We start from the raw sequence: 25,877 nt of genomic DNA on the forward strand, positions 1-25,877 counted from the left end.
TTTTTTAACTAGATAATTTAGTTTATTCCGCCGCAGTCTCTACTGGTTCTGAAGCAGTTTCAGTTGCTGCCGATGCTGTCTCGCCTTCGGCAGATGCGATCGCAGTACCTTTAAGATTAATCGAATCAATCATCAAACGAGTTAATTCTTGACGATGTCCGCGTTTTTTGCGAGTTTTCTTTTTGGGCTGCATCTTGTAGACAATTACTTTTTTGCCTCGACGATGACGCATGACCGTTCCTTCTACCGTAGCACCTTCAATGTAAGGTTGACCTACGGTGATGTCGCCGTCATTGTTTACTAGTAAAACTTTGTCTATAGAGTAATTAGAATCTGGTTCTACGGATAGCAGCTCGATATCATAAAAACGACCTGGTTCTACCCATAGTTGTTTGCCGCCTGTTTCGATAATTGCGTAAGTCATGAGTTTGCCTATAGTGAGTGTTGCCGTACGGGTAGCCAAATATGGCTTTTAACTGTCTCAACCCGATCCGAGCAGATAGTTGACGCACAATCTCTAATTATACATCTAATTTTATATATTTTAACTATTTTTTTATTAGCCTAAGCTCGATTCAGAGGTATTTTCTTTTTCTAACCACAGAGTAACGGGACCATCATTAGCAATTTGCACCTCCATCATCGCGCCAAATTTACCTGTTTCTACTCGCAAACCACTTTGTCTGAGTTTGGTAACAAAGCGATCGTATAATTGTTCGGCGATCGCGGGAGGTGCCGAACTGCTAAAAGAAGGACGGCGACCTTTACGACAGTCGCCATAGAGAGTAAACTGACTGACTACTAAGATTTCTCCGTTAATGTCCTTAACTGACTTAGACCACTTATTACTATCATCTGCATCTTCGGGAAATAGTCTTAATTCCAAACATTTACGGCACATCCAATCTAGTTCGGCATCTGTATCATTAAGAGAAATTCCTACTAGTAAATTCAAACCCCGACCGATTTTGCCAATAATTTCTCCGTCAACGCTAACGGAAGAAGATGTGACCCTTTGAATAATTACACGCATTTGATTAGGATTAATTCTCAAATGATTTTTTTGTAGGGGTAAGGCATTGCCTTGCCCCTACCATATGGCGATTCGCGAATCGCCCCTACTTGCCGAATCCCTTGCCGCGATCGCTCTTTGGCATACACAGACAATTTTCAATCTGCTGGCGCAACGTATCGTGGTCTAGATTTTGTCCGATTAATACCAACTGATTTTTTTGATCGCCCCGCCATTCTTCATCCTCGATGGTAAATCTTTTACCGCTTAGATGGAAAACATGACGTTTGGGACTTTCATCAAACCATAAAATACCCTTCGCACGAAACACGCTTTGAGGTAATTGGTTGTCGAGGAAGTATTGGAATTTTCTAATTGATAGAGGTTTATCAAACTGTAGCGATAGAGAAGTAAAACCATCGTTCTCTAAATGATCGGAATGATGGTGATGATGTTCGTGGTCGTGATGGTGGTCACGATCGTGGTCATGATGATGGTGATGGTCGTGGTCGTGGTCGTGAGATTGTGACTCTGCTTCGGCAAAATATTTATCCGACTCAAATAAACCCACGCTAAGAATTAAAGGTAAAGCAACCTGTGATTTTTGGGTGCGTAAAATTCTGGCATCGTTTTTTAAATCTCTCAGTCTGACTTCTAAAGCATCTACGTCTGCTTCTTCTACCAAATCGGTTTTATTGAGGACGATGACATCACCATATTGAATTTGGCTTTGTGCGGCTTGGGAGTTAAATAGATCGAGACTAAAGTTGGCGCAGTCTACCATCGTAACGATTGAATCTAAGCGAGTCATGTCGCGCAATTCCGTACCCAAAAAGGTCAGTGCCACGGGGAGGGGATCGGCAAGTCCCGTAGTTTCTACTACCAAGTAATCGATCTTTTCATCTCGTTCGAGAATTTTATAAACGGCGTTGACTAAATCTTCGTTGATGGTGCAGCAAATACAGCCGTTGTTTAACTCGACCATATTATCTTCGGTAGTAACGATTAACTCGTTATCGATGCCGATTTCACCAAACTCATTGACTAATACGGCAGTTTTTAATCCTTCTTGATTGGTTAGAATGTGGTTGAGAAGAGTGGTTTTACCGCTACCGAGAAAGCCAGTAATGATAGTAACGGGTAAACCGCGTTTGGCTGCATCCATGCTGGAGGATTCGGGAGTTTGAGTGTTAACAGTAGTCATAGCGATCGCTTGTAACTGGACAGTCTTAAACTAAATAACAATAATGTTTTGTATCCACATTATTATTACGTATTTACGATCTTAGGTCAGTCTGAGGGGCAATTGCTATAGCTGAGGCATCGCTAAGAAAGCAATTAGATTTTCTTGAAGCTACTGAATCTTGCACCCGTACTAATACGTTATAATTCAATCTGTTCCCGTACCTGCGTCAGTAGTAGCGAACGAGCAAATTAAAAAGTGCAATTGCTTTTACTCAGCCAGAAGCTTTATCGTTAGTAATTTATTGTAATTTAAAGTTAATGACAGCCAATCAATTCCCAGACGATCGCCAAAATAAATCTAATTTAGACGAAATTCGCGCTACTAGAATTGAAAAGCTACAGCAACTCAAAGATTTGGGTTTAAATCCTTATGCCTATAAGTGGGATATAAGCCATCATGCAGCGGAGTTACAGGAAAAATACGCCGATTTAGCCGAAGGAGAAGAAGTTGCCGACGAAGTGGCGATCGCAGGTAGAATTGTCGCCCGTCGCGTATTTGGCAAACTGGCTTTTTTTGAACTGCAAGACGAAACGGGAAAAATTCAGCTTTACTTAGAAAAAAAACGCATCAACAACACCATGTCCGATTTGGTGGGTGCGTTCAATTACCTCAAAAAACTTTCGGATACGGGGGATATTTTGGGTGTCAAAGGCACGATTAAAAGAACTGAAAAAGGCGAACTTTCGGTATACGTCAGCGAGTTTGCCATTTTGACCAAATCTCTATTACCCCTACCAGATAAATGGGCTGGCTTAACCGATACCGAAAAACGCTATCGTCAGCGATATGTAGATCTAATCGCCAACCCACAGGTAAGACAGACTTTTCGCCTTCGCGCCAAAATTACCGCTGCCATTCGCCGCTATTTAGAAACCAGAGACTTTTTAGAAATCGAAACTCCCGTATTGCAAAGTGAAGCTGGTGGTGCCGATGCCCGTCCGTTTGTCACCTATCATAATACATTGGAGATGGATTTATATCTCCGCATCGCTACCGAGTTGCATTTAAAAAGATTAATCGTCGGTGGTTTTGAGAAAGTATTTGAGTTGGGCAGAATTTTTCGTAATGAAGGGGTTTCTACGCGCCACAATCCTGAATTCACCTCGATAGAAGTTTATCAGGCGTATGCCGACTACAACGACATGATGGCGTTGACCGAAAATCTAATTAGTAACGTCGCCCAGGAAGTTTTAGGAACGACTAAATTAAACTATCAAGGAGAGGCGATCGATCTTAGTACTCCCTGGCGTAGAGTTACCATGCACGACCTGGTTAAAGAGTCAACAGGGGTCGATTTTAGCAGCTTCAATGACTTTGAAGAGGCTAAAGCCGCAGCACAAAATGCAGGAATTGAAGTTCCAGCAGAATGTAGCAGCATTGGTAAATTACTTAACGAAGCTTTCGAGCAAAAAGTAGAAGCAACTTTAATTCAACCAACATTTGTAGTTGACTATCCTGTAGAAATTTCCCCTTTGGCAAAACCCCATCGCAGTAAGCCAGGTATGGTCGAAAGATTTGAACTATTTATCGTTGGTAGAGAAACCGCCAATAGTTTTTCTGAGTTGACAGATCCTTTAGATCAAAGACAGAGACTGGAAGCACAGGCAGCCAAAAAAGCGGCAGGAGATTTAGAGGCACAAGACGTAGACGAAGACTTTTTAGCGGCTTTAGAATACGGAATGCCTCCTACTGGCGGCTTGGGCATTGGAATAGATCGTCTGGTAATGTTGTTGGCAGACTCTCCTAGCATTCGCGACGTTATTGCTTTTCCCCTACTTAAATCTCAAAGTGAAGCGATTAAATCTTTTGATTACGACGAGAACAAACAAATTCTTAAAGTTGTTTTTAATAACGGTAGCGTTTACAAATATCTCGACGTACCTCAATCAGTTTATCGAGAATTGAAAGAAAGTTCCTCTGTAGGTCAGTATTTTAACTCTCAAATCAAAAATAAATATGGTTTCGATCGCGAGGTTTGAACGGATAAACAATATTAGTAGGTAGAAGGTTTGAGCTAACTACCTACTAACTAGTGCCTTTTATTACCTAAATCATAGTGCCTAGAGTCTAATTGCTAAAAGCATCTTTAATATTTTCAACGGTGCTTTCAACGAAATTTTTACTTTCGTCTACTGCTTCTTGAGTGCGAGCGGCATCTTTATTGGCTTTTTCTTGAATTCGAGCCGCATCTCTTTTAGCTTTATTTTCAAGAAAACTATTTTCGTCTGTAGCGCGATCGACTTTCGCAGCATTTTCTCTAGCAGTTTCTTTAACTTCTTGTGCTGTATCTCGAATAAAGTCTTTGGTCGAACCTGCGTCTTCACTAGCCTTGCCTCGAACTTCGTTACCAAAGTCAGCTGCCATAGCTGTATGGTTGGGGATAAAAGCACCTTGCCACATCAAAGCGATCGCTAAAAGAGATAATAGAGTTGTAGTAACCCAGCGTCTTACAATCGAAAGCCGTTTATTAAAATTATTTAATTTCATTAAATACTCCATGAGATTTATTATTCTCATTTGTACTGCATTTGGTTTATCAGCCAAATCGTTCCCTAGATAGAGCTTTTTGGAGGCTTAGTTATCAAACAAAAATTTTTTAAATAAATAAAACGAATGATTTTTCCGCTTAGTTATCAAACAATGAATTGTTCAACCTTTTTTTATATTTTCTTTTTTTAACTTGAAAACAGTGTATTTCAGTGTGTTATTTATCGCTCGGTTTCTTTAGCTTTCGTTTGAAATAGCAACCACCTGCAATAATTCCCGATAGTAAAATCCCCAAACCAGGAGAAAACTCAAAAGGAACGGCTGCACTATTAGTAGTTACCTGAAATGATTCGCCATCGCTTAAATTATAGTTCCATTCGTATGCCGAAGTTACAGGATCGCTAGTAGATGAAGCTGCTTCTAAATCATTATCTAAATAATTATTTACGACTAGATTTTCGTTAGAGGAAACGGCACTTAAATTATTGTTCGGAGAACTATTATTTAAAACTAAATTTTCGCCTGATGGTTCTAGTAATTTGTCATATAGAGTATCTTCGTTAAAGTCAATTACATCTACTTCAGCATTGCGATCGCTCAATCCTGTAGAAGTTTGCTCTACTGTAGTAGTAATTTCGTAAAGATCTCCAGTTTGAGTAGCGGTATAGCTGTTGCTGTCAATACTCACGCGATCGCCACTATTACCAATACTAGCAATTAAATCTTGATAAAAATAAAGATTGAAGTTGAGATTAGAACCACTAGTGTTAGTTACTGTCGCCGTTTGACCGAGGGTAGAACCATCATCGGCTAGGGATAAATCTAAATCCATAGTAAAACCCGTACCGCTATAGTTAAGCGTTGCCGAACTACCATTATTAGTAAAAGTACCTTCAGTAAGGGTATCTAAAGGCTGTGCCTGACCGCTTCCCAAACGATAAAACCAACCTGTCTCGGTTAGCAACCTATCATCATCTACTTGCCAATCGCTAAAACCAAGACTGCCAGTAGTATCAAAATCATCATCATAGGTAGCAATGTTACTACCAGATTCGAGAGTAAGATTAAAAGCATTAGCAGGCTGAAGCTGAATGCCAAATATAGTAAGTAAACTAAAAGATATTGGAGCTACGATCGCTTTAAACATAATATTTGAGTTAATTTTTATACCAAATTAAAATCACCAGAGTCAATTACACTGGCATCGACGCTGTAAAGCCTTGCTAACAACTCATCTGTACTTTGAACTTTGATTTCGGTATTAGAGCCATTTTGAGCGATAGCTAACTGCTCGAAGCTGAGGCTATCGGCTAGTCCAAAGGTGTCGTGATTATCTGCATAATCGTAAATAAGGTCGCTACCGTCTCCCGATCTAAGTACAAAAGTATCTGCTCCTCCATTACCAAACAGGCGATCGCCTAACGCGCCACCATCGATAAAATCGTCTCCCGCGCCGCCGTACAAGATATCTCGTCCGTTACCGCCAGCAAGAGTATCGCTATCGTTTTCTCCGTAAAGGCGATCGTTACCCTCACCTCCAGCTAGAGAGTCATTGCCATCGCCGCCTTTAAGTAAATCATTAACATCGTCACCAGAAACAACATCATCTCCAGCATCACCATAAACGCGATCGCTGCCGTTGTCTCCGTTTAGCACATCGTTATCGGCTTCACCCGCAACTAGATCGTTATCGTCGCCCCCGCTAAGGGTATCGTTACCTTCTCTACCGTTGAGACGATCTTTACCACCTTGACCTGCAATACTATTGTCTTCAATTCCACCTGTAAGTCGATCTTTGCTATTGCTACCGTTTAAAGTTCCAGTAATAACGATGTTGTCAAAAGCCATACCATCGGAAGTACTAGAATTGTTTGAATTAATCGGATTTAAACCATACTGCTGAAACTTAAGCTTGACGTTAGAACCTAAAGTTAGATTATTAAAGTCGGCAAAGTCATCTAGATTAAAGGCATGAGTTTGGTAGGTATTGGTAGAGTTACTACCCGTCAGAGAAATTAACCTATACCAGGTATTACCATCTACGCTCAAAGCTACCCCGTCAGCATTTACCGAACCAGTAAAACTGTTAGCCATCGCGTGGTCGTTATCGTTAAATTCTTTTTGGTCGAAGCTGAGTTGAATATCAGAATAGTCTGTAGTGTCTAAATCTAAAACAAATTCATTGAGGGAGTTAACGTTAGCAAAAGAGTTGTCTAGAGTTAAATGATAATTTCCGACAGGATTATTGTTAGTAGTTACTCTAATTCTTCCTCCACCGTTACTATTAGTTTTGTAAACGAGGGGTAAATCTCCATCTTCAAAATCGTCGCTGAAAATTAGAGATTTAGCAATAGCTTCACCGTAAATAGCTTTATAGGCATTAATCAAACCATTACCAGTTAGATTATCAAAACCAGAATTACCAATATCGATCGCGCTAGATTGCAAACGCTGATAAATTTCAGTTGAAGTTAGATTTGGTTCGGCTTGTTTTAATAGTGCTGCGATCGCTGCTGCGTGGGGTGCGGCGGCGGAAGTACCAAAAAAGTTAGGAAAACCATTCCCATCGACATCAGAACCAAAAAAAGTGGTATCCGTACCGTCAATTGCGGTAATATCTGGTTTATTTCTAACTTCTGGATTGTTTTTACGAACTACGGCTATAGGATTACCGTTAGTATCAGTTACATACTCGTAAAAGAAAGTTGTCGGTCCTAAAGCTGTAAAAGATTCGGGTCGATCTTGTCTGTAATAGGGAACTGCACCCACAGCCTCGGCGTTAGCAGCAGCAGCGTGACCGTAAATTGTCGAACTGTTGGTAAAGTATTCGGGAGTTACGCTAGAGCCAAAATTGATATATTTGAGCCGTCCTGGATCGGAACCGCTATATTTACCAATAACCAGATCGTAGTTCTGGCTACTACCGCTAGTGTTGGCAAAATCTAAATACTCAAGGGGAGTTCTATTGTTAACGTTGTCGTTAAATGAGTAGGCAACAACTTTGTTGTTAGAATCGAGCAGAAAGAGATCTATATCGGTATCGACTCCTCCAGCAGTGTAGAAAGGGTCATCCCACTGCATGACAAATCTAATTCTCTGACCGTTATTAAGTCTAATTTGCTGGCGGTTATCGACGCTATTAGCATTGGGATCGAAGTCATGATAGCTATAGCCTTCTGGAGAAACAGTAAAGTCACCCTGTATTACATTTCCATTAGCATCAACCCGATCCATAGCATCATCTAAATTCGGATCTTGCTCTAAAATATTATCGAGATTGGTATCGGCTACACCTGCAAAATTATCCGACTTATAAGACTTAGAAGCATTATTACCAGCCGAAGAAAAATAGGCTACTCCGTAGTCATTCACTACATCCTCGACAGCTAAAGACACAATGCCATCTTGAAAAAATGGTTCGCCAAAGTAAACAACATCATCGACAATGATATCTGCACCCGCTTCGGCTAAAGCGCGAATATTGTTGGCAAAGTTAGATTCACCTGTAAAAGCCGTAGCAAATAAAAGATCGGCTTCTGGTGCGAGGTCGTGAATTAGCTGTAGCATGGCTCGACCTTCATCGGAACCATTAGAAATATCTTGTAGTTCTCCATTGCGACTAATAACGGTAACGTCATTGGGTAAATCTCCCGAAGCAATATTACCAGCGGCTCCATTTTTGCTGTTGTAACTATCACTGAGAACGCCAATTTTTATACCCGTACCGTCATAGCCAAGAGGCAAAGATTTTCTAACTCTATTTGCTTCATGAATGAAGTCAGCTTGGCTCGTAACATTTCCCGAACCTGCGATCGATTCGTATACGGGAACTACTCCAAGTAATAAACGATTTTCAAGTTTGGTTTCAAGAGAAGTATTGATATTTTCGATTGGAATAAATTCTTCGATAAACTGAATTTCTGATTCAGGATCGTTATCTTCAGTTGTAAATCCTAATATGTTAGATCCGAGTACAAATCCATTCCTTCTACCAGTAGTAATTCTAACTAGTACCTGCTCTCCAGTTTCATCTAAAATTAAATTTTTATTGCTACTTTTAAAACCGCTTTTGCCTGTAAAATTACTGTATTCTTTACTTAGYTCGAGAAGCTCGATCGCCAAAGGGGATTTATTATCTTTAATAGCCATACCGAAGCATAAATATATCGGTTTTTATTTCAATCAATTTAAAGTTATATAAACTGATTTCTATATAAATTAAAATGTTGTCAAGCTCCAATCAGCAACAGTAATAACACCTAAAGCACATATATTTCTATCTTTGTTACTTTCTCGACAGTTAGCTACGGAATATACTCGTTCGTAGCTTTTGTACTTTGGTTTTTATCTATTAATTTGCATATATTTCTCTATCATTATTTTGCTTTAAGTATTTTTACCAACTACAAAAACGAAATGCTTTCAGATCGCAACTTATACCGAACAAACAAGTTTGTTATCTATTTACTGTACGCTATTGCCTATTTCATTTTTGTTGGCAAGAAAACGTTCGGCAACAGTAGATTCTGGGAATAATTGTTATTGATTTTGGTTGATTGATAAGCAATGATTTGTCTGTACCTAAAAATTCATAAACGAAGATTAAATAATTAAATGTAAGACTTGTTTAAAGTGCTTAAAATATCACAATTAATGCTTTAAATAAAGTTGAATCGTAATGTAGTAAATTATTTTTGCCGCTTTTTGGTAGATTTAAGCGCGATTTGTTGTTCCCAAATTTCAACTAAGTTGCGGATGCTGTTATCCCAACTGTATTTATCTACGGTTTGTTTACCATAGGTTCCCATTTCTTTCCTGAGTGCTTTATTTTCAACTAAAGTTTGCAGTTTATTGGCAAAATCTTCCTCGTCTTGAGGTGTATACAAAAAGCCATTTTTGCCATTTTCAATATTTTCTACGACACCGCCAGCACGGGGAGCGAGTACGGGAATACCTGCGGCTAAAGCTTCTAAAATAGTTAAGCCTCTAGTTTCTTTTTCTGAAGTAGTAACGTGTAAGTCGCAATTAACCAAAACTGCGGGGACATCTTGAGGAGATATTCGTCCCAAAAAATGAACGTGAGGAGTTAACTTACCCAACTTATCCGCTATTTCCTGACGCATGGGACCATCCCCCATAATTATAATCGCAATACGATCTAGATCGATTTTACTTGCTATTGTTGGAAAGACGCGAAGGGTAAAATTCCAACCTTTATCGGGATAGAGCCTACCGAGAAACACCAGCTTGATTTGCTCGTCTACTCTAGTAATTCCGTACTGCTGCTCGAAAAAGTTTGCTTGAGGAGAGGTATGTTTAAATCGCTCGGCATCAAAACCAACTAGGTTAGAGTGTAAAGTGTTTTTAATTCCCAAAGCTCTTACTTTGGGTTCGGTAATTTGACTGGTAACTAAAGTCAGATCGTAGGAATTATAAACATAAACTATCATTTTGGCGATCGCGCTACGGACAATAGCCATAATGATTCCAGGTAATTTAAAATAATCTTCTACATAATCTAAAAAATTGGTTCTAAAAAAGCTGATGCAGGGAATACCAGCACGTTTGGCATAATCAACTCCAGCTACTCGCCACAAACTAACAAATAATCTTTCTGGTTCGTCTACATGAACGATATCTGGCTGAAATTTTTCTAATTCTGCTAAAACAGTTTTATAAGAACGACGACTAGGGTTGAGTTCGTATTCCAACCCGACAAACAAATCGCTTTCAAGATTGACAATTCTTACTCCAGGTAAAATATTGCCTGTATAATCTCGCCAGTTAGGATAATCTTTTGCCAGACTGCTATAGTCGGGACAAAATAATAAAACTTCATGTCCCCACTGACTGAGTTTCTGCAATCTCTGCAAACCACTAACGGTAACGCCATCAATCAGAGGCAAAAAACAGGCTGTAATAATTGCAATTTTCACAGGCTAACTAAAAGCGATAAACAACGAGTATACCAATTCTCAATCTTACTGCTAATTAAGGAGGGATAAAGAATCGCTTTTGTAAAGCACCGCTTCGCCAGGGGGCAGGAAAGCTCATTAATTAGATATTGACAGATCGCTACTCCTTTGCTCCTGCTGCTGTTAATAACTCAACTATCTCCTGACAATCGTTAAATTTTGCTAGCATCAAAGCCGTGTAGCCTCCGCGATTGCGACGATTGAGATTTACTTTGTCGATCTCTAACAAAATTTTAACTCCATCGGCATAACCACGATGGCTAGCCCACATTAAAGCCGTAGCACCAGAACTATCTTGTAGATTGACATCGGCACCTGCGGAGATTGCTGCGCGCATAATGGCAAAATTTCCGCGATCGCCTGCGTGCATTAAAATAGTTTTGCCGTCGGCAAACTTAGTATCGGGATTAGCTCCTGCTTGGAGTAAGATCTCGGTAAGAGGCACATGACCTTGCGATACCGCTAGAGTTAGAGGTGTTTCTCTCTTATTGACGGCGTTAGGATCGGCACCTGCGGCTAAAAGTAAAGAGGCAATTTCTCGATATCCCTGTAGCGCAGCTACCATTAAAGGTGTATCGCCTAAATGGTTGCGTACATCTGCTACCGCACCAGCCTGTAGTAAAATTTCGACAATTTCTCGATAGCCTTCTACCGTTGCCAAATGTAAAGGCGTTTCTCCCCGTATATCCTGGCGATTAACTTCAGCACCTGCGGAAATCAAATAACTTACTATTACTTTATTGCCATTACCTGCAGCGATCGCCAGTACTGTTTCTGCTTCTACTGTTGCTAAGTTAACTTCGGCACCAGCTTCGACTAAAGTTTTGACCATTGCTAGATCGTTAGTTTCCGTTGCCAACACTAGAGGAGTATCGCCATTTTCATCGAGGTTATTAAGTGCCGCACCCGCTCGAACTAATTCGGTGACAATTTCTGTGTGACCATTGGCGATCGCTAAATTTAAAGGATTATCGCCATCTTCATCTAGATGGTTGACGTTAGCACCTGCACTAATTAACAGCTTAACCACAGATAAATAACCTTTATAAGCGGCGATCGCTAGAGCGGGTGTTCCATCGTCATTAAAGGTATTAACGTCTGCACCTGCGGCGATTAGGCTGGCTACAATGTCCACAGAGTTAGCTGCTGCAGCAACCATCAAAGGCGTTAGATAGTGGGGACGATTGTAACAGTTAACTTCGGCACCATTCTGTAGCAACAAATCGAAGATCTGGCGATCGCTAAGTCGAGCAGCATAAAACAAAGCAGTATTGTCTCGTTCGTCTTTACCGTTAGGATCTACACCTTTATCTAATAATTCTGCGACGCGCTCGCAGTTTTTTTGTTTGACTGCTTGTAACAGTAGCTTTTCTTCATTGGCAGCCATTATCTTTACTCCAGCTAACTCTCCATATTTTAGATTAGGCTAGATTATTGACCTAAAAACTTTTATCTAGAATTAAAGCCAAAATTTTTATTAAGAAGCATCGAGACTGGCTATCTTAGCTTCGTATTCTGCCTGAGAGAGAACGCCCTGTTTTAAAGACTGTTTTAGTTTGGCTATATACTCTTCTTGTTTTTCCTTTAGTCGCTGTTGCAAAATTTGTTCTTCTATTTGCTTGGCTACGCTAGCGACTTTAGCTTCATACTCTCGTTCGTCTAAAATGCCTTCAATAAAGGCTTGTTCTAATTTTGCTATTTGGGCTTCGATTGCAAAATCAATTTCATAACGCTCTACAGTAGCTTCTAATGCCGTTTTTTTGGCAAAATATTCAGTCGGCTCTAATATTCCTGCCTGATAAGCGCGTTCCAATTTTTGTAATTCTATTTTTACCTTGGCTTCGGCTTTTTCTCTAGCCGAAAGCTCTGTTTGGCTATTAGCTTCAACCACATCAGTAGCTGGAACGTTACTAAAAGGATTATCGATTTTAAAGCTTAGTTCTGGTTTAATTCTCGTACACTGCAAAGAATTCTCTACATATTCAACGAGGCTATTTTCTAAAATAACCGTCCAACCCGCACCTGCCAATCCAGTAATAATTGTAAGTCCGCCTGTAAATATGGAGGTTATACCCGCGCCTGCAAAGTTAGAAATCCATTTTCCCGTAGTGGTTTCAATAACAAATTCATTAGCGCGATCGCTTGGCTGCGACCAGTGTATTCTAACTTTAAAAGCTAGATTGGTTCCTGTAAAAGTTCTCAGTAAGCTGGTTTTTCTGGCTTGAATTAGATACTCGCCTTTGCTTTCTTTGCCATTAACTTCATACTGTCTGACTTTAAACCAGTGCAGTAGCTGTTGATAGACACTATCTAAATTCAGATCGTTGGCAATAAAGTAGTGAGTAGCCATTCAAAAATTACCTAGAATGTACGATCGGTACTAATACATTTTAAATCCATTATATAATGAACGACTGGTTGGGTTTGAGCATAGGAAACTCAAGAATAAATTGGGGGTTATTCCAAGGCGAGGTAGCAATTGAATTTGGCAGTTGCCAGCATTTATCGAATAGAAGCGATCGCGATACATTAATTAAACAAATTTTCAGTTCTCAAACTGGCGAGGTATTACCCATTTATTTGGCTTCAGTAGTCCCCCAACAGACAAAGTTATGGTTGGACTATTCTTTGTTAAGACAGATAACTTTACAAGACATTCCTGTAAAAAATCTTTATTCCACATTGGGTATCGATCGCGCTTTGGCTGTTTATGGTGCGGGAGAAATTTACGGCTATCCTGCCTTAGTAATAGATGGCGGTACGGCATTAACTTTTACAGGGATAGATGCCGCACAAAAGTTAGTTGGTGGTGCGATTCTGCCTGGATTGCGAGCGCAACTTACTTTTTTACCACAAAAAACCGCAGCTTTACCCAAAATAGAGCTACCCCAATCTCTACCCAATCGCTGGAGTTTGGACACCAAAACAGCAATTGCCTCTGGAGTCATTCATACTCTCATTGCAGGAATTACCAGCTTTATCGATGATTGGCTTGAGAGTTTTCCTTACAGTCAAATCGTGTTTACGGGAGGAGACAGTAATTTACTCTGGCAATATCTGTTAAAGTTCGATAAGAGTCATAAAAATTTAATTATCGATCGCCATTTAGTGGTTCAGTCTTTAAAGTTTATTTACCAAAGCGACAGTAAAAATAATCTTTTGTAGTAACTATACGATGCGGTACTGGAAAAACTATTCGTCAATACTCCAGTTTAAAACGACCAAAATAACTGTATGGCGATCGCTCGTTACAACCTCAGTCATTATCGGCGATCGCTAGCAAATAATCTAAATTTAAGAGGGTTGGGGAATAGAAATATCTACAGTCTCTATTTCTCGATTCAAACTTGTAAGAGGTGGTTCAATCGCCTGGGAATTTCCAACAACTAAAGTAACCATTTTTTCTGGATGCAAATGTTCTTTGGCAACCCTTTGAATATCTTCAACTGTCGTATTCTTAACCCCATCTTGATACTGAAAAATAAAGTCTTCAGGATAGCCAAAATATTCGTAACGCATTAACCGCGATAGAGTGGCATCGGGAGTTTGAAAGTTAAACACGAAAGAATTGAGAATTGATTCTTTGGCATTAGATAATTCAGCTTCGGTAATAGGTGTAGTGCGTAACTGTTCGATTTCTCCTAAGACCGATTTGATAAAGGGTACGGTAGTATTTGATTGAGTTTGTCCTCCAGCGACAAAGGTACCGTCATAGTCATAATTGGGATTCCAGTAGCCATAGATGCTATAGGCTAACCCTTGACGCGATCGCACCTCATCAAACAAACGTCCGCCAAAGCCATTTAGCACCCCATTTAACACGCTGAGAACGGGGTAGTCGGGATTCTTGAATTTACCTCCAAGATGACCGATTAAAACGTTACTTTGTGTTAGTTGAGGACGATCTACCAAAAATAAACCGTCGCTAAATTCTTGTGTGGCATTGGGAACCTCTAAAGGAGGTAGTTCTGAAGTAGGATTCCAATCGCCAAATGCTTCGGTAATTTTGGTTTTTATAGCTTCAGAATCAAAATCACCAACGATGCCTAGAATTATGCTGTCGGGGCGAATATACTGTTGATAAAAATTGACTACATCCTCACGGGTAATATTGTTTAAAGTTTGATATTCAACGGTGCGAGCATAGGGACTATTGGCACCGTAAACCAATTTATCAAACTCGCGCTCGGCAATACTATCGGGATCGTCATTACGACGAGCAATCTGTCCTTTATTTTGGGAGATCGCCAGATTTAATTTTGCGGGTGCAAATGCAGGTTGGCGAATTATTTCGGCAAAAAGCGGAAATACCGTATCTAAATCTTCAGTTAGGGTATTAAAGCTAGCATTGCCCGAAGTCGTACCAATACCTGTTTCGACGCTGGCGGCTTTCTGTTCTAAAAGCAAATTTAATTCTTCTGCCGGGTGACTTTCCGTTCCACCGCTACGCATTAGCGTACCAGTAATTGATGCCAATCCAACTTTGTCTGAGGGTTCGTAACGCGAACCAGTTCTAATAATTGCCGTCCCTTTAACCAAAGGTAAATCCCGATCTTCAACGAGATAAACTACCATGCCGTTATCTAACTGATAGCGTTCGTATTCTGGTAGTTCGACTTCGGGAAGCGGTGGGAATTCTAATTCTGTATAGTGTTTTGGCTCTAGTTGAGCAGTTGCAGGTTGTCTTAGCCCAAAGATTACTATACTAGCGATCGCCACTATAGACAGCCAGCTTACTATTTTCTTTATTTGTTTTACTTTCATTCTTTAGCGATAACAGTCAAATATAAGCTATGATTTCTCCTCATTTTGGCAAAAAAAATCAAGGCATGAACTAATATAATTTCTTTTTTCTAAAAAACTAACGCTTGCGATCGCTTCAATCGGATGTTCTAAAACCCAACCAAAGTCAAACGCAAGCGTTGCCAATTTAATAATTTAAGGTTAGTTCGATGTGCTTAAAATAAGCCAAGAGTCAAAGACTCGTCGATAGGATAAGTAGCACCAATTCCCAACCAAATAGTTACCAAAGTACCAAATAGAAATATGGTAGTAGCTACGGGACGACGGAATGGATTTTGAAACTTATTAACGTTCTCTATAAAAGGAACTAATATTAAGCCCAAAGGTACAGCACCTTGAGCGGCAATACCTAATAGTTTGTTAGGTAGTACCCGTAAAATTTGGAATACTGGGTATAAATACCATTCAGGTAAAATTTCCAGAGGAGTAGCGAAGGGATTTGCAGGTTCGCCGACGATAGCTGGATCTAAAACTGCCAGACACACTATCAAGCTGATAGTTCCCAAAATTACAATGGGGAAGGTGTACAACAGGTCATTAGGCCAAGCTGGTTCGCCGTAGTAGTTGTGACCCATGCCTTTGGCTAACTTAGCGCGTAAAGCTGGATCGGTTAAATCGGGCTTTTTCAATGTGGACATAGTTTTCTCCTTTTAATACTCTGAAGTGGCAGAAGCCAAAAACGACAGACTGCCCTCAGAGTTAAGTTAATTTATCTGGGGAAGAATAATTGATTTTATAGTGCAATCTTCTTCCCGATCGAGTTTGGACAAGAGCCAATCTTTATTTAGTCAGACAAATCTGGCTTACAAAGGACCAGAAATACCTTGTTTGCGAATCATTAAGAAATGTAGCAGCATGAATACTGCGATCAACCAGGGCAGAACGAAGGTGTGTAAGCTATAGAAGCGAGTTAAAGTAGCTTGACCGACGCTGGTACCACCTCTCAAAAGTTCTACCATCTGGTCGCCGACAATGGGAATTGCTGCGGGAACTCCAGAAACGATTTTCACCGCCCAGTAACCAATTTGATCCCAAGGCAGAGAATAACCAGTAACACCAAAGCTTACGGTAAGTACCGCCATAATTACTCCAGTGATCCAGGTTAGTTCGCGTGGTTTCTTAAAACCACCAGTAAGATAAACACGGAAAGTATGCAGGATCATCATCAGAACCATCATACTGGCAGACCAGCGATGAATGGAACGAATCAACCAGCCAAAGTTTACTTCATTCATTAAATACTGCACCGAAGCAAAAGCGTCGGTTACAGTAGGTTTGTAATAAAAAGTCATGCAAAATCCAGTAGCAAACTGGACGAGGAAGCAAACCAGGGTAATTCCACCAAGGCAATAAAAGATATTAACGTGGGGTGGTACGTATTTGCTAGTTACGTCATCAGAGATCGCCTGAATTTCTAGACGGTCTTCAAACCACTGAAAGGGCTTTGAGTCAGTTACTTGTTTAGAAAACATGAAGCTTGTTTAATTAGCTAACAAAAATAATGTATGGATAATCTTTTTTTTACCGAACTAACCAAACAAAGTCCTTGAGACTTCGAGCGCAGAAATTTGCTTTATGAGAGCAAAGTAATCTACGTTTGTTGGTTGAGGTATAAATTTTTAGTACGTTAAAGCTTTGTGCCTGTAGGCTACACGCAAATTCGTACTAACGTATGTTTTTGTTGTTTGAGTCCGCAGAAGAACTAAAACCGAAAAAAGTATAGTTCCCTATTAGAAATTTAACATAGCTTTACGCTGCGGTGCTTTTTTCTCAGAATGTATTATACGTTATATTTTAGTTCGGTTATTTGCTCTGTCTCAAAAACACTAAACATTTTAGCGTTTATCTCTATGGGTGTGGTGGTAACAATTGAAAAAGAATCGTTAAATTAATAAGATAAACAAAATTCGATTATCTAATTAATGGTCAAAAAAGCTTTCTGGGTCACTTTACTGGTATGTATTTGGCTGAGTTTTTCTCTTATTTGGTTTACTCCTGCGGCTGCGGCGTTTACTGAAGAACAAAAATTACTATTACAATCTTGGAGAATTGTCAACCAGGCTTATATAGATGCCACTTTCAATCATCAAAACTGGTGGCTGATGCGCCAGGAATTCGTCAAAAAACCCTTGCGCGATCGCGATGAGACTTATGAAGCAATTGAAGAAATGCTGTCTCGTCTCGACGATCCCTTTACCAGACTTCTTAGACCAGACCAGTATCGCAGTTTGCAGGTAAATACTTCTGGCGAACTATCGGGAGTAGGACTGCAAATCAATCTCGACTCAGAAACTAAATTAATTGAGGTAGTATCGCCCCTGGCAGGTTCTCCTGCTGAAGCTGCGGGAATCAAACCCAAAGATCTCATTTTAGAAATTGACGGGGTTAGCACCAAAACTTTGACTTTAGATGAAGCCGCATCAAGAATGCGAGGTCAGATAGGAACTGAAGTTTCTCTAAGAGTACAGTCAGATTCTCAGGTGCGAACGGTTAAACTGGTGCGCGATCGCATCGCTCTCAATCCTGTCTATATTACTTTAGATACTCATACCGACACTCCTATTGGTTACGTGCGCCTCAATCAGTTTAGTGCCAACGCTGCTAAAGAAATCGCTCACGGTGTCAGTAAGCTAGAGCAAGAAGGAGCAGAAGCTTATATCCTTGACTTGAGAAATAATCCAGGCGGTTTGTTACAAGCAGGAGTAGAAATTGCCAAAATGTGGTTGGAAGATAGCACTATTGTCTATACTGTCAACCGTCAGGGGGCTTTGGGTAGTTTTGTATCCAATCGTGAAATTTTAACCAACGAGCCTTTAATTGTATTAGTCAATCAAGGAACGGCTAGTGCGAGTGAAATTTTAGCGGGCGCACTTCAGGATAACGACAGAGCGTTGTTAGTAGGGCAAAAAACTTTTGGTAAAGGTTTGATTCAATCTTTGTTTGAATTACCAGACGGTGCGGGATTGGCAGTAACGGTAGCCAAATATGAAACTCCCAATCATAAAGATATTAACAAACTAGGAATCTTGCCAGACTGGGTAGTAGAACAAGAACCAATTAGTTTTGCTCAAATTGGTACCGAAGCAGATTTACAATATCAAAAAGCGATTGAGTTGTTGAACGACCATACTGCGATCGCCAAAGCTTCATAAGGAGATAGTATTGATGTTTAACTTTACAGGAACCAAACCAGACAACTTGGGAGTAACCAACGGCAAATTAGCTGCTTGCCCCGACACACCTAATTGCGTTAATAGTCAGAGTGATGAAAAACCAGCCAAAATTGACCCTTTACCATTAGCGTCAATTTCCGAGATTAAACAAGTCGTTGAAAGCATGGACAAAACGACTATTGTTGAAGAAACTGACAATTATCTGTATGCAGAATTCCAAAGCAAGCTAATGGGATTTGTTGACGATGTCGAGTTTTATCGCGATGAAGCTGCCAATGTAGTTCACGTTCGTTCGGCTTCCCGCTTGGGTAAATCGGATTTAGGAGTAAATCGCAAGCGAGTAGAAGAAATTAGAGCTAAGTTGTCATAAATTCAAGTAATAGACATTAGCAAAACAATAATAAGAAAACTTGCAATAAAATACAATTTCAATCCCAAAAATCGCCATTTTTTTCATTGCGGAGCTTAAGTAGGTAAATTAGCTCAATTCACAAAAAGCAAATACTAAATGGTTAAAGCGATTTGTATTAGTAAATTCTTTTTATTGTGTGGGTACTCTAAATTCATCAATTGAGTTTGGGTATACCTCATATAATGTCTAGCTTTTATCTAAAATTACTTTTTTTTATTGCCGTACCGCTTTCAACTTTTAGCATTAATATCCCTATTAACGCTCAACTGTCACCCGATCAATTAATCGAACAGCTTAATGAAATTAATGATAAAGCAAACGAACGCAATCGACTCTTAGAAGAATTAGAAAAAGAGGAGTCGCCGCAGAAAAAAGACGAGCAAAAAAAAGAAGCGCAAAACGACCATAAGAATTTAAAAGAAAATAATTCAGAGCAGAAAAATTTAAATTTAAAAGAACAGTTAGACTCCAAACCAGCTAAAAATTATGTTGCTGAAGAATCTGATGGCTCTCTTCCAACATACGTATTAATTAGTATTGCCGCTATGTTAAGCGTCGGTGCTTTTCCAATTGTTAAATATGGTGGACGTTCTTTTATCTGGGGAGAACAAAGCTTTATCAGAAAATATATAAATTATTTTCGTGACAAATATGGTAAACCGCAAGTTCCTACAGGTGTAGCTTTTAGACACAATAAATCTCTAGAAGAACTATCAGCAATTGGAGAAAAACTAGCAAAACTTGATAATGATAAATTCGATAATAAAGAATTTTTGATGTTTGTTCGGATTAAAATTGCTTTAAACAAAAAAGATATTGAATATCAAATTTTAAACAACAGCGCACAGCTATTAAAAGCTGGAATTGTCACCCAAAAAAGCTTTTTACGAATAGAACAAACCGAGTTACGCTTTCGTAGTTATAAACAGCAAAAACTTTATAATTTTGTAGTAGAAAATTTAACCGAAAACATCGATCGGCAAGAGTTTCTAGATAAAGTCGAAGAAAAAGTAACCGAAATTTTACCTTTACTAAATACTGAAGAAGGAAAAGTTGCATTACAGTGCTATATCAAAGAAATCAATCTAATTGCAGAACACGAATTCGGTTTAAAATTACTGCGTCTATTTAAACAATATAAACTTGCTGACTATTCTGTATTAAAAGCAGTGTCGGATATTATCGATTGTCTCAAGGGTAGAGATTTACGAGATTCTCAAGAACTAGTAGGTATGGTAATAGAAAATTTTGAAGCCTTTGAAAAACTAGCACCTATTATTGAAGTTCCTCAAGCAAGTAGAGAACCTAAAACTTATGCCAGTCTAATTCAATATATAGGATTGATGAATAGGCACAAAAAATCATATTACGATTTTAGTAAGCTATTAAAATTATTAGAAAAATGGCTAGTACCATATCAATTAATTTCAATTATTAGAAATGAATATACAGTGGATAATTATCGTCTTCCTAAAGAATTTAAACAAGATATTCCTGGTGAATACGTGTTTAAAAAATATGAAGAATATTTCGAAGAAAAACTAGAGAAAAAGAATTGAATGACAATATTTCCTACTTGTATAAAGTAAAGTATGAATCATACTAGTCAAACATCAAGAAAAGTAGAAAGTTTCTGATTTCATTGTTTTCACTGCTTTTACTGTTTCTCTGGGGTGTCAGTCATCCATTTGCCAAGGTTCGAGCAGATTATTTTCATCGAGAATTTTTTTGGGACGCAGGACTACAACAAGCTGACCGATTATTGAGTCAGAATTACTAGGTTCGGCTTCTAACCATCGCAGTTCTATATTGCCCTCTACCTCTACTAGAAAGTAGCTGTTAATATCCCATTCTCGACTGGCACGATCGACAATGACCAATACTTCTTCTGTTGTCGTCAAGAATTTAGGCAGGCGATCGCTCGAACACAAATAAGCTACGGGATCGCTTGCTTTTAGTACTGCCTGCCATCCAGGAACGGGAACAAAAGTCCCCTCATTAACTTTAATATGAGCAAATGGTTCTCGAACTTCTACAGAACCTACTGTCTCTATTGCTTGGCGAGTTAGGGGATAAGTTCCTACTAAAGGAACGATACGGGGTAATTCTTCTTCTAGTTCTAAACGGTAGAGAGGTAGTAAGGGTGCGGTGGCTGCCGAAACTACGGTAAAATCGCTTAATAGCTTTTCTATTTCCGCTCTCGCAGTTGGTGAATGAGCAAATTTTAGTCCTTTGGCAATCAGGCGCGATCGCTCTTGTAAATCTTTTTTCTGACGCGCTCGTTTCCAATTTGTATAAGCTACCCAATCCCCTGGATGGTTGGTAAAAGCTTCTGGTAGCTGAGACAAACGAGACACATCTTGAATAACTCTAGCTACCTGATGAGCTTCGTCTACGTCTAACTGTTTATCGTAAGCAAGTAAGCCAGCAGCAGTTCTTTGCTGTTGACTGAGAACGCGGAATTCATATAAAACGTCGCTTCTAGGTCCGCGAAAGTAAGCTAATACTTTTTCATTTACGCCAGATTTTACCAGAGTATCGTAAACTTGAGCCGCAACAATAATCAGGTTTTGCTGGCTGGCTTGAAAGCCCGTCTCTTCAAAAATTACTTGAGGACTATAACCAGACTTTTGTAAGGTCTGACAGTTTTTGCCCCAGTCGATCCAAGTACCTTCTTTATGCAGTAGCGATCGCATTAATTCTCTAGCCGTAGCATCGTCAAGCTGTACTGACTCGTTTTGCGGTGAATTATTCATTTCGTCTATTCTTTAGTCTTACAGCAATTTTGACATTAACTAAGTACCAGATACAAACTTTCTACTTTCCAGCATTGTATTTATCTTGAAGCTATTAGCTATTTAGGTTGCTCTGACCCCCGTTAAAAATCAACATAAAAACCGATAAACCAAGCTAATGGCTAACCGCTAAAAGCTATGAATCTCGGTGATAATGGGTCAACGAATGGGGAACTTCCAAACCATTTACTTCCATCAAGGATTTATTTCTCATGACTTCGCTGGGAATTCCATCGGCAACAATTCGTCCTCGATCGAGTAAAATTACGCGATCGCATACTTCCAAAATTAATTCTAAATCGTGAGAAGCGATAATTGCTGTTTCTTGAGATGTTTGTAAAAATTCGATCAGTCTTCTTCTCGCTCTTAAATCCAAATTTGCACTGGGTTCGTCGTAAAGTACAATTTGCGGCAGCATAGCAATAACTGCGGCGATCGCTACCATACATTTTTCTCCCCCTGAAAGATGATGGGGAATGCGATCTACTAAGTGAGAAACTCCTGTTAGAGCTAATGCTTCTTCAATGCGCTTATCTATTTCTCTAGAAGACAAACCAATGTTTTCCAAACCAAAAGCAATATCGTCTCTTACTGTCGGACAAAATAACTGATCGTCGGGATTTTGAAAAACCAAACCTATTTCTGGATTAAACTGTCCTGACTGAATCGGGCGATCGAATAGTTTAATAGTTCCATAACTAGGATTTAAAATACCGCAAATAGTTAAAAACAAGCTGGTTTTTCCCGCGCCGTTAGCACCGATCGCTCCTACAGTTTCTCCTGAAGTTATTTTTAGATTTATGTCGGTTAAAGTTTGCCTTTCTTTACTGTAGCCAAAACCTACATTATCGAGAGCAATAGCGGTAGTTTTAATAGTTGGTAAAGAAGCAGTCGGGATTAAGTCTTTCATTTAGTTATTTGAAACTAGTCTTTAAAGTTACTTTTGGTTAAGTTGTAGGTAAATATATCGACATTGTCATAAAAAATATAGCAATAATCAAAGTTATTACTGTCGCCCAAAAGCTATATAAATTTTCGGTAATGTTGCTTTTTCGGCTATTGCCGATCGCTTTCCGATTGCCATATCCCCTCAAGATCATTGCTTGATAAACCCGCAAGGAACGTTCGTAACTTCGGATTAATATACTGCCAGTTAATTGAGCAAAAATTCTCAAATTGCGCCGATTAAAATTTTTGGGTTGAAATCCTCTTAATTTTATCGCTCGCTGCATTGTTGTCAGCATTTCTCCCAATTCTTCTAAATAACGATATGCCAGTAAAGTCATGTCAACTATTATTTTAGATAATCCCAGCGATCGCGCAGCTTTTATACTATCTAAAAATGGTGCCGTGCCAAACAGCACTAAACTAATAGTTAAAATGCAAAAAAAGCGTACAGAAATCAATAGAGCATCCTGACATCCTTCTTCTCTAACTACTAAGTATCCCCAACGAAAAATTATCGTTTCTCCAGCTACAAAAGGCAGCAAAATTACTACTGCTAGAATAAACCAGCTAGGATAACGCAGGCGAGATAGTAAAAAAGAAAAAGGCAGCTTAGAAAGTTTAAAAATAATTGAAGTTATTATAATTGCTGCTGGTAATAAAGCCAGATTTTGAATAAAGGCAAAAGCAAAGATCAAACCAAATAAAGCTACCATTTTATAGCTTTGCTGCCAGCGATGTAAGGGAGAGTCTAAATAGGCGTAGCGATCTAGAACTAATTTCATAAATTATTTATTTATGTCATGTTATTTATGTATCGAGCGACCATCGTACTCTGACGAACGGAGTAATTCGGGTTTAACTCGTTCGAGAAAAGAAATTAACATTAAAGTAAATACACCTTCGATCGCTGCTTGAATGCTATAGCCCGTTAAAGATAACAGAATTGCTTTTTTTTCAGTATCCGCATCTATATCTGGAGAAATAGTAGTAATTAATAAAAATGCAAACATACTAGCAGACAATAACACGGCACTCGCACCAGCACCAAAAGACAAAACTGCCGTTAGTAGTTGTTTATTACCCTGGAGGCGATTGCGCCAATGAAATAAATAATAGGCAAAAATCGCGGGCAAACCCATAATTATTGCATTGACCCCCAAAGTAGATAAACCGCCGTGTTGAAACATTACCGCCTGAAAAAATAAACCGATCAGGATGGCAAGAAAGGCATAGTACCCCAAAATTATCCCTACTATGCCATTGAGAACGAGATGAATACTGCTCGGTGGTACGGGAATATGAATTAAGGAAGCCACAAAAAAAGCTGCCGTCAATAAAGATGCTTTGGGGATATTGGCTTGAGTGGCGCGATCGCGACTAATTTTGCGCAAACAGTACCAGGTAATACCGCCAGAAATTCCATAACCAGCCAAACAAATACCAGGGGGAACAAAACCGTCAGGAATGTGCATCAGACAAGGGAATCGTAATTTTCATGCTCTAGTTTTGAGTATTTTTACGAGAAAAGAATAAAGCCGTACCGATAAAGCCCCAAACGCCTACTACTGCCATCACTAGTTTCTGGGCTGAGGTATAATTGCCTTCGCTAGATTGGTTAGCTGACATTTGCGTCTGGGAAACATTGGCTGACGATGTTTTATCTGCGATCGGAATGCTGGTAATATCACCGTGTCCCGATTGACGTACTTTAACATCCCACTCACCAGTATTTTTTCGGTCGGGAACAAAGGTAAAATTTCCCTCAGAATCGGTCATACCCTTAAGCCAGGGGGTGGCAGGTTCGTTGGGTGCATAAATTACCACCTGAGCATTTGCCATTGGCGTACCGTCATCATAAGTAGCTCTAATGGTTATCGCAGAAGTTTCTCGATATTCAATCTGCGCTCCGTGAGCTAGAACTGGTTTTGGTGACAAAGAAAGTAAAAATAAAGAAATTAAAAAATACCATTTATTCATAAAACTTTAGTCATAAAAAAATAAATCATAAAATTTGATTTTTCTGAGTAATTTTTCAGAAATGCCGTGTATATAAAGGTAAGTTGTTGTTTGTTTCTCATTCATTACTACTGCTTATCGCACAGTGTCCTTCACCTACGTGACCCAAACCTGCGATCGCTTCGGTTAATTTTTGATAATTTTCGGAACTCAGTTCGGTTGCTAGAGCATCCTGGTTGATATTGAGAGTATTTCCCTCTGCCAAATCGGCTAAAGGCTGAAATCCCAGTGCATCTTGGTTCAAAGCATCGTCAGCAGGAGTTTCACTATCGCCAAAAATATGATCGAAGTGAAAAGTAGCTTCTACTTCGGCTGTATTGTCTACTTCCACAAAGCCTTTTCGTTCTTCACCAACAAATTCACCGCAGACGTATTTTAAAGGAGTATTGAAGCCAAGATCGAAGTTAATGGTTTCGTCATCTTTAGTAGCCGTACCCTGTAGGACTATGGTTTGCCCTGATATGGCAGTCTCCGCGCCAGCAGGAGCCAGCGTCCAGGCTACTGCATTATAAAAACCTGTAGGAGCGTTAACTTTCTTAACCAAAATTGGTTCGGCATCAGCTTCTCCTGCAGCTAAGTCTATAATTTGAGGGGAGTCTAATAAGGAAACTGTTTCTTGGTAACTAATATCATTAACAGTGTCTCCTGTTTCTGGTTCGTAAGCTGGTTCTGATTGATAAGCATTTGCTTCTGTCATACTGACGTAGACACGATCAAAATCAATTTGCCAACCATCTTTAGTCACAAAACCCTGACGGACGAAATCTTCTCCATTGGCAACCAAGCTAAGAGTTCCTTGACTTGAAGTTTCTGCTTCCGTTTGGGCGAGACTCTGCCGCTCGTAACCGCCAATAGCTCCTGAAGCTATCGCCATAGCCATAACTCCATAAACTGCTCGATTTTTTTTCATAACCTCGTATATGGCAAAAATTCATTTGACTACTACCTTTTTATTAATAATGAATTTTAAGTTTTGTTTTCAATACCCCTAGAGGGCATTTTTGCGCTTT

The 25,877-nt window shown here is 39.4% G+C and carries 23 protein-coding genes; 5 read left to right on the plus strand and 18 right to left on the minus strand.

Annotation, left to right across the window (positions count from 1 at the left end; genetic code table 11):
• Window positions 1–22: 22 nt before the first annotated feature.
• From rplU to KV40_RS08155, 3 genes are all read right to left on the minus strand, one after another.
• Complete coding sequence (rplU, locus tag KV40_RS08145; RefSeq protein WP_036479778.1) at window positions 23–424, minus strand: 50S ribosomal protein L21; 402 nt, start codon at window positions 422–424, stop codon at window positions 23–25.
• A gap of 135 nt (window positions 425–559) precedes the next feature.
• Window positions 560–1,033: a D-aminoacyl-tRNA deacylase gene (gene dtd, locus KV40_RS08150; protein WP_036479780.1), complete on the minus strand. Its 474-nt coding sequence runs from the start codon at window positions 1,031–1,033 to the stop codon at window positions 560–562.
• An 85-nt stretch (window positions 1,034–1,118) separates the two neighbouring features.
• Window positions 1,119–2,216, minus strand: a complete 1,098-nt coding sequence (locus KV40_RS08155) for a GTP-binding protein (RefSeq protein ID WP_036479782.1) — start codon at window positions 2,214–2,216, stop codon at window positions 1,119–1,121.
• A 299-nt stretch (window positions 2,217–2,515) separates the two neighbouring features.
• Between KV40_RS08155 and lysS the strand changes: the two genes are divergently transcribed.
• On the plus strand, window positions 2,516–4,237 hold the full coding sequence (lysS, locus tag KV40_RS08160; protein ID WP_036479784.1) for a lysine--tRNA ligase: 1,722 nt from the start codon (window positions 2,516–2,518) through the stop codon (window positions 4,235–4,237).
• Window positions 4,238–4,325: 88 nt separating this feature from the next.
• Here the strand turns inward: lysS and KV40_RS08165 are convergent, their stop codons facing one another.
• From KV40_RS08165 to KV40_RS08190, 6 genes are all read right to left on the minus strand, one after another.
• Complete coding sequence (locus KV40_RS08165) at window positions 4,326–4,745, minus strand: hypothetical protein (protein WP_036480714.1); 420 nt, start codon at window positions 4,743–4,745, stop codon at window positions 4,326–4,328.
• Window positions 4,746–4,962: 217 nt separating this feature from the next.
• Window positions 4,963–5,892 (minus strand): hypothetical protein, encoded by a 930-nt coding sequence (locus tag KV40_RS08170; protein ID WP_036479786.1) that lies wholly within the window; start codon window positions 5,890–5,892, stop codon window positions 4,963–4,965.
• A 17-nt stretch (window positions 5,893–5,909) separates the two neighbouring features.
• Complete coding sequence (locus tag KV40_RS32000) at window positions 5,910–8,894, minus strand: S8 family serine peptidase (RefSeq protein WP_052055469.1); 2,985 nt, start codon at window positions 8,892–8,894, stop codon at window positions 5,910–5,912.
• Window positions 8,895–9,433: 539 nt separating this feature from the next.
• On the minus strand, window positions 9,434–10,681 hold the full coding sequence (locus KV40_RS08180) for a glycosyltransferase (RefSeq protein ID WP_036479788.1): 1,248 nt from the start codon (window positions 10,679–10,681) through the stop codon (window positions 9,434–9,436).
• Between the two features lie 139 nt (window positions 10,682–10,820).
• Window positions 10,821–12,107 (minus strand): ankyrin repeat domain-containing protein, encoded by a 1,287-nt coding sequence (locus KV40_RS08185; RefSeq protein WP_036479790.1) that lies wholly within the window; start codon window positions 12,105–12,107, stop codon window positions 10,821–10,823.
• Between the two features lie 90 nt (window positions 12,108–12,197).
• Complete coding sequence (locus tag KV40_RS08190; protein WP_036479793.1) at window positions 12,198–13,070, minus strand: hypothetical protein; 873 nt, start codon at window positions 13,068–13,070, stop codon at window positions 12,198–12,200.
• 56 nt (window positions 13,071–13,126) lie between these two features.
• Here KV40_RS08190 and KV40_RS08195 point away from each other — a divergent pair, with 56 nt between their 5' ends.
• On the plus strand, window positions 13,127–13,885 hold the full coding sequence (locus KV40_RS08195) for a pantothenate kinase (protein WP_036479796.1): 759 nt from the start codon (window positions 13,127–13,129) through the stop codon (window positions 13,883–13,885).
• 129 nt (window positions 13,886–14,014) lie between these two features.
• Here KV40_RS08195 and KV40_RS08200 read toward each other — a convergent pair whose 3' ends face one another.
• The 3 genes from KV40_RS08200 to petB all read right to left on the minus strand — a co-directional run bounded on the left by KV40_RS08200 (window position 14,015) and on the right by petB (window position 16,995).
• The gene (locus KV40_RS08200) at window positions 14,015–15,484 is read right to left on the minus strand and encodes a pitrilysin family protein (protein WP_036479798.1); all 1,470 of its coding nucleotides are present in this window, start codon (window positions 15,482–15,484) and stop codon (window positions 14,015–14,017) included.
• A 194-nt stretch (window positions 15,485–15,678) separates the two neighbouring features.
• Window positions 15,679–16,161 carry a cytochrome b6-f complex subunit IV gene (petD, locus tag KV40_RS08205; protein WP_036479801.1) on the minus strand — a complete coding sequence of 161 codons (483 nt, stop codon included), beginning with the start codon at window positions 16,159–16,161 and terminating at the stop codon, window positions 15,679–15,681.
• Window positions 16,162–16,326: 165 nt separating this feature from the next.
• Window positions 16,327–16,995, minus strand: a complete 669-nt coding sequence (gene petB, locus KV40_RS08210; protein ID WP_036479803.1) for a cytochrome b6 — start codon at window positions 16,993–16,995, stop codon at window positions 16,327–16,329.
• A 450-nt stretch (window positions 16,996–17,445) separates the two neighbouring features.
• On the opposite strand from petB, the gene ctpA reads away from it, so the two are divergent.
• The 3 genes from ctpA (at window position 17,446) to KV40_RS08225 (ending at window position 20,667) form a co-directional block, all read left to right on the plus strand.
• Entirely contained in the window at window positions 17,446–18,675 is a 1,230-nt protein-coding gene (ctpA, locus tag KV40_RS08215) for a carboxyl-terminal processing protease CtpA (RefSeq protein WP_036479806.1), read from the plus strand.
• A 13-nt stretch (window positions 18,676–18,688) separates the two neighbouring features.
• On the plus strand, window positions 18,689–19,066 hold the full coding sequence (locus KV40_RS08220) for a DUF1499 domain-containing protein (protein WP_036479809.1): 378 nt from the start codon (window positions 18,689–18,691) through the stop codon (window positions 19,064–19,066).
• 224 nt (window positions 19,067–19,290) lie between these two features.
• Window positions 19,291–20,667 carry a hypothetical protein gene (locus KV40_RS08225; protein WP_052055470.1) on the plus strand — a complete coding sequence of 459 codons (1,377 nt, stop codon included), beginning with the start codon at window positions 19,291–19,293 and terminating at the stop codon, window positions 20,665–20,667.
• A gap of 117 nt (window positions 20,668–20,784) precedes the next feature.
• On the opposite strand, the gene KV40_RS08230 is transcribed toward KV40_RS08225, so the two are convergent.
• The 6 genes from KV40_RS08230 to KV40_RS08255 form a co-directional block, all read right to left on the minus strand.
• Complete coding sequence (locus tag KV40_RS08230; RefSeq protein WP_036479812.1) at window positions 20,785–21,864, minus strand: RuBisCO accumulation factor 1; 1,080 nt, start codon at window positions 21,862–21,864, stop codon at window positions 20,785–20,787.
• Window positions 21,865–22,039: 175 nt separating this feature from the next.
• Window positions 22,040–22,813, minus strand: coding sequence for an energy-coupling factor ABC transporter ATP-binding protein (locus KV40_RS08235; protein ID WP_036479815.1), 774 nt, complete (start codon window positions 22,811–22,813; stop codon window positions 22,040–22,042).
• Between the two features lie 37 nt (window positions 22,814–22,850).
• Entirely contained in the window at window positions 22,851–23,633 is a 783-nt protein-coding gene (cbiQ, locus tag KV40_RS08240; protein ID WP_036479819.1) for a cobalt ECF transporter T component CbiQ, read from the minus strand.
• A gap of 21 nt (window positions 23,634–23,654) precedes the next feature.
• Window positions 23,655–24,323, minus strand: coding sequence for a cobalt transporter CbiM (gene cbiM, locus KV40_RS08245; RefSeq protein ID WP_036479822.1), 669 nt, complete (start codon window positions 24,321–24,323; stop codon window positions 23,655–23,657).
• Window positions 24,324–24,351: 28 nt separating this feature from the next.
• A complete protein-coding gene (locus tag KV40_RS08250; RefSeq protein ID WP_036479825.1) occupies window positions 24,352–24,828 on the minus strand; it encodes a carboxypeptidase-like regulatory domain-containing protein in 477 nt (158 codons plus the stop codon).
• Between the two features lie 97 nt (window positions 24,829–24,925).
• Window positions 24,926–25,777 (minus strand): hypothetical protein, encoded by an 852-nt coding sequence (locus KV40_RS08255; RefSeq protein WP_036479830.1) that lies wholly within the window; start codon window positions 25,775–25,777, stop codon window positions 24,926–24,928.
• Between the last annotated feature and the right edge of the window lie 100 nt (window positions 25,778–25,877).

It is taken from the genome of Myxosarcina sp. GI1, assembly GCF_000756305.1.
Lineage (GTDB): Bacteria > Cyanobacteriota > Cyanobacteriia > Cyanobacteriales > Xenococcaceae > Myxosarcina.

What these genes read in the sequence shown, in the direction of transcription:
- dtd (WP_036479780.1), bottom strand. Translation starts at nt 1,033, where the DNA reads ATGCGTGTAATTATTCAAAGGGTCACATCTTCTTCCGTTAGCGTTGAC.
- cbiM (WP_036479822.1), bottom strand. Translation starts at nt 24,323, where the DNA reads ATGCACATTCCTGACGGTTTTGTTCCCCCTGGTATTTGTTTGGCTGGT.
- KV40_RS08200 (WP_036479798.1), bottom strand. Translation starts at nt 15,484, where the DNA reads ATGAAAGTAAAACAAATAAAGAAAATAGTAAGCTGGCTGTCTATAGTG.
- KV40_RS08250 (WP_036479825.1), bottom strand. Translation starts at nt 24,828, where the DNA reads ATGAATAAATGGTATTTTTTAATTTCTTTATTTTTACTTTCTTTGTCA.
- lysS (WP_036479784.1), top strand. Translation starts at nt 2,516, where the DNA reads ATGACAGCCAATCAATTCCCAGACGATCGCCAAAATAAATCTAATTTA.
- KV40_RS08225 (WP_052055470.1), top strand. Translation starts at nt 19,291, where the DNA reads ATGTCTAGCTTTTATCTAAAATTACTTTTTTTTATTGCCGTACCGCTT.
- cbiQ (WP_036479819.1), bottom strand. Translation starts at nt 23,633, where the DNA reads ATGAAATTAGTTCTAGATCGCTACGCCTATTTAGACTCTCCCTTACAT.
- KV40_RS08255 (WP_036479830.1), bottom strand. Translation starts at nt 25,777, where the DNA reads ATGAAAAAAAATCGAGCAGTTTATGGAGTTATGGCTATGGCGATAGCT.
- petD (WP_036479801.1), bottom strand. Translation starts at nt 16,161, where the DNA reads ATGTCCACATTGAAAAAGCCCGATTTAACCGATCCAGCTTTACGCGCT.
- petB (WP_036479803.1), bottom strand. Translation starts at nt 16,995, where the DNA reads ATGTTTTCTAAACAAGTAACTGACTCAAAGCCCTTTCAGTGGTTTGAA.
- KV40_RS08235 (WP_036479815.1), bottom strand. Translation starts at nt 22,813, where the DNA reads ATGAAAGACTTAATCCCGACTGCTTCTTTACCAACTATTAAAACTACC.
- rplU (WP_036479778.1), bottom strand. Translation starts at nt 424, where the DNA reads ATGACTTACGCAATTATCGAAACAGGCGGCAAACAACTATGGGTAGAA.
- ctpA (WP_036479806.1), top strand. Translation starts at nt 17,446, where the DNA reads ATGGTCAAAAAAGCTTTCTGGGTCACTTTACTGGTATGTATTTGGCTG.
- KV40_RS08185 (WP_036479790.1), bottom strand. Translation starts at nt 12,107, where the DNA reads ATGGCTGCCAATGAAGAAAAGCTACTGTTACAAGCAGTCAAACAAAAA.
- KV40_RS08220 (WP_036479809.1), top strand. Translation starts at nt 18,689, where the DNA reads ATGTTTAACTTTACAGGAACCAAACCAGACAACTTGGGAGTAACCAAC.
- KV40_RS08170 (WP_036479786.1), bottom strand. Translation starts at nt 5,892, where the DNA reads ATGTTTAAAGCGATCGTAGCTCCAATATCTTTTAGTTTACTTACTATA.
- KV40_RS08165 (WP_036480714.1), bottom strand. Translation starts at nt 4,745, where the DNA reads ATGAAATTAAATAATTTTAATAAACGGCTTTCGATTGTAAGACGCTGG.
- KV40_RS08195 (WP_036479796.1), top strand. Translation starts at nt 13,127, where the DNA reads ATGAACGACTGGTTGGGTTTGAGCATAGGAAACTCAAGAATAAATTGG.
- KV40_RS08155 (WP_036479782.1), bottom strand. Translation starts at nt 2,216, where the DNA reads ATGACTACTGTTAACACTCAAACTCCCGAATCCTCCAGCATGGATGCA.
- KV40_RS08230 (WP_036479812.1), bottom strand. Translation starts at nt 21,864, where the DNA reads ATGAATAATTCACCGCAAAACGAGTCAGTACAGCTTGACGATGCTACG.
- KV40_RS08190 (WP_036479793.1), bottom strand. Translation starts at nt 13,070, where the DNA reads ATGGCTACTCACTACTTTATTGCCAACGATCTGAATTTAGATAGTGTC.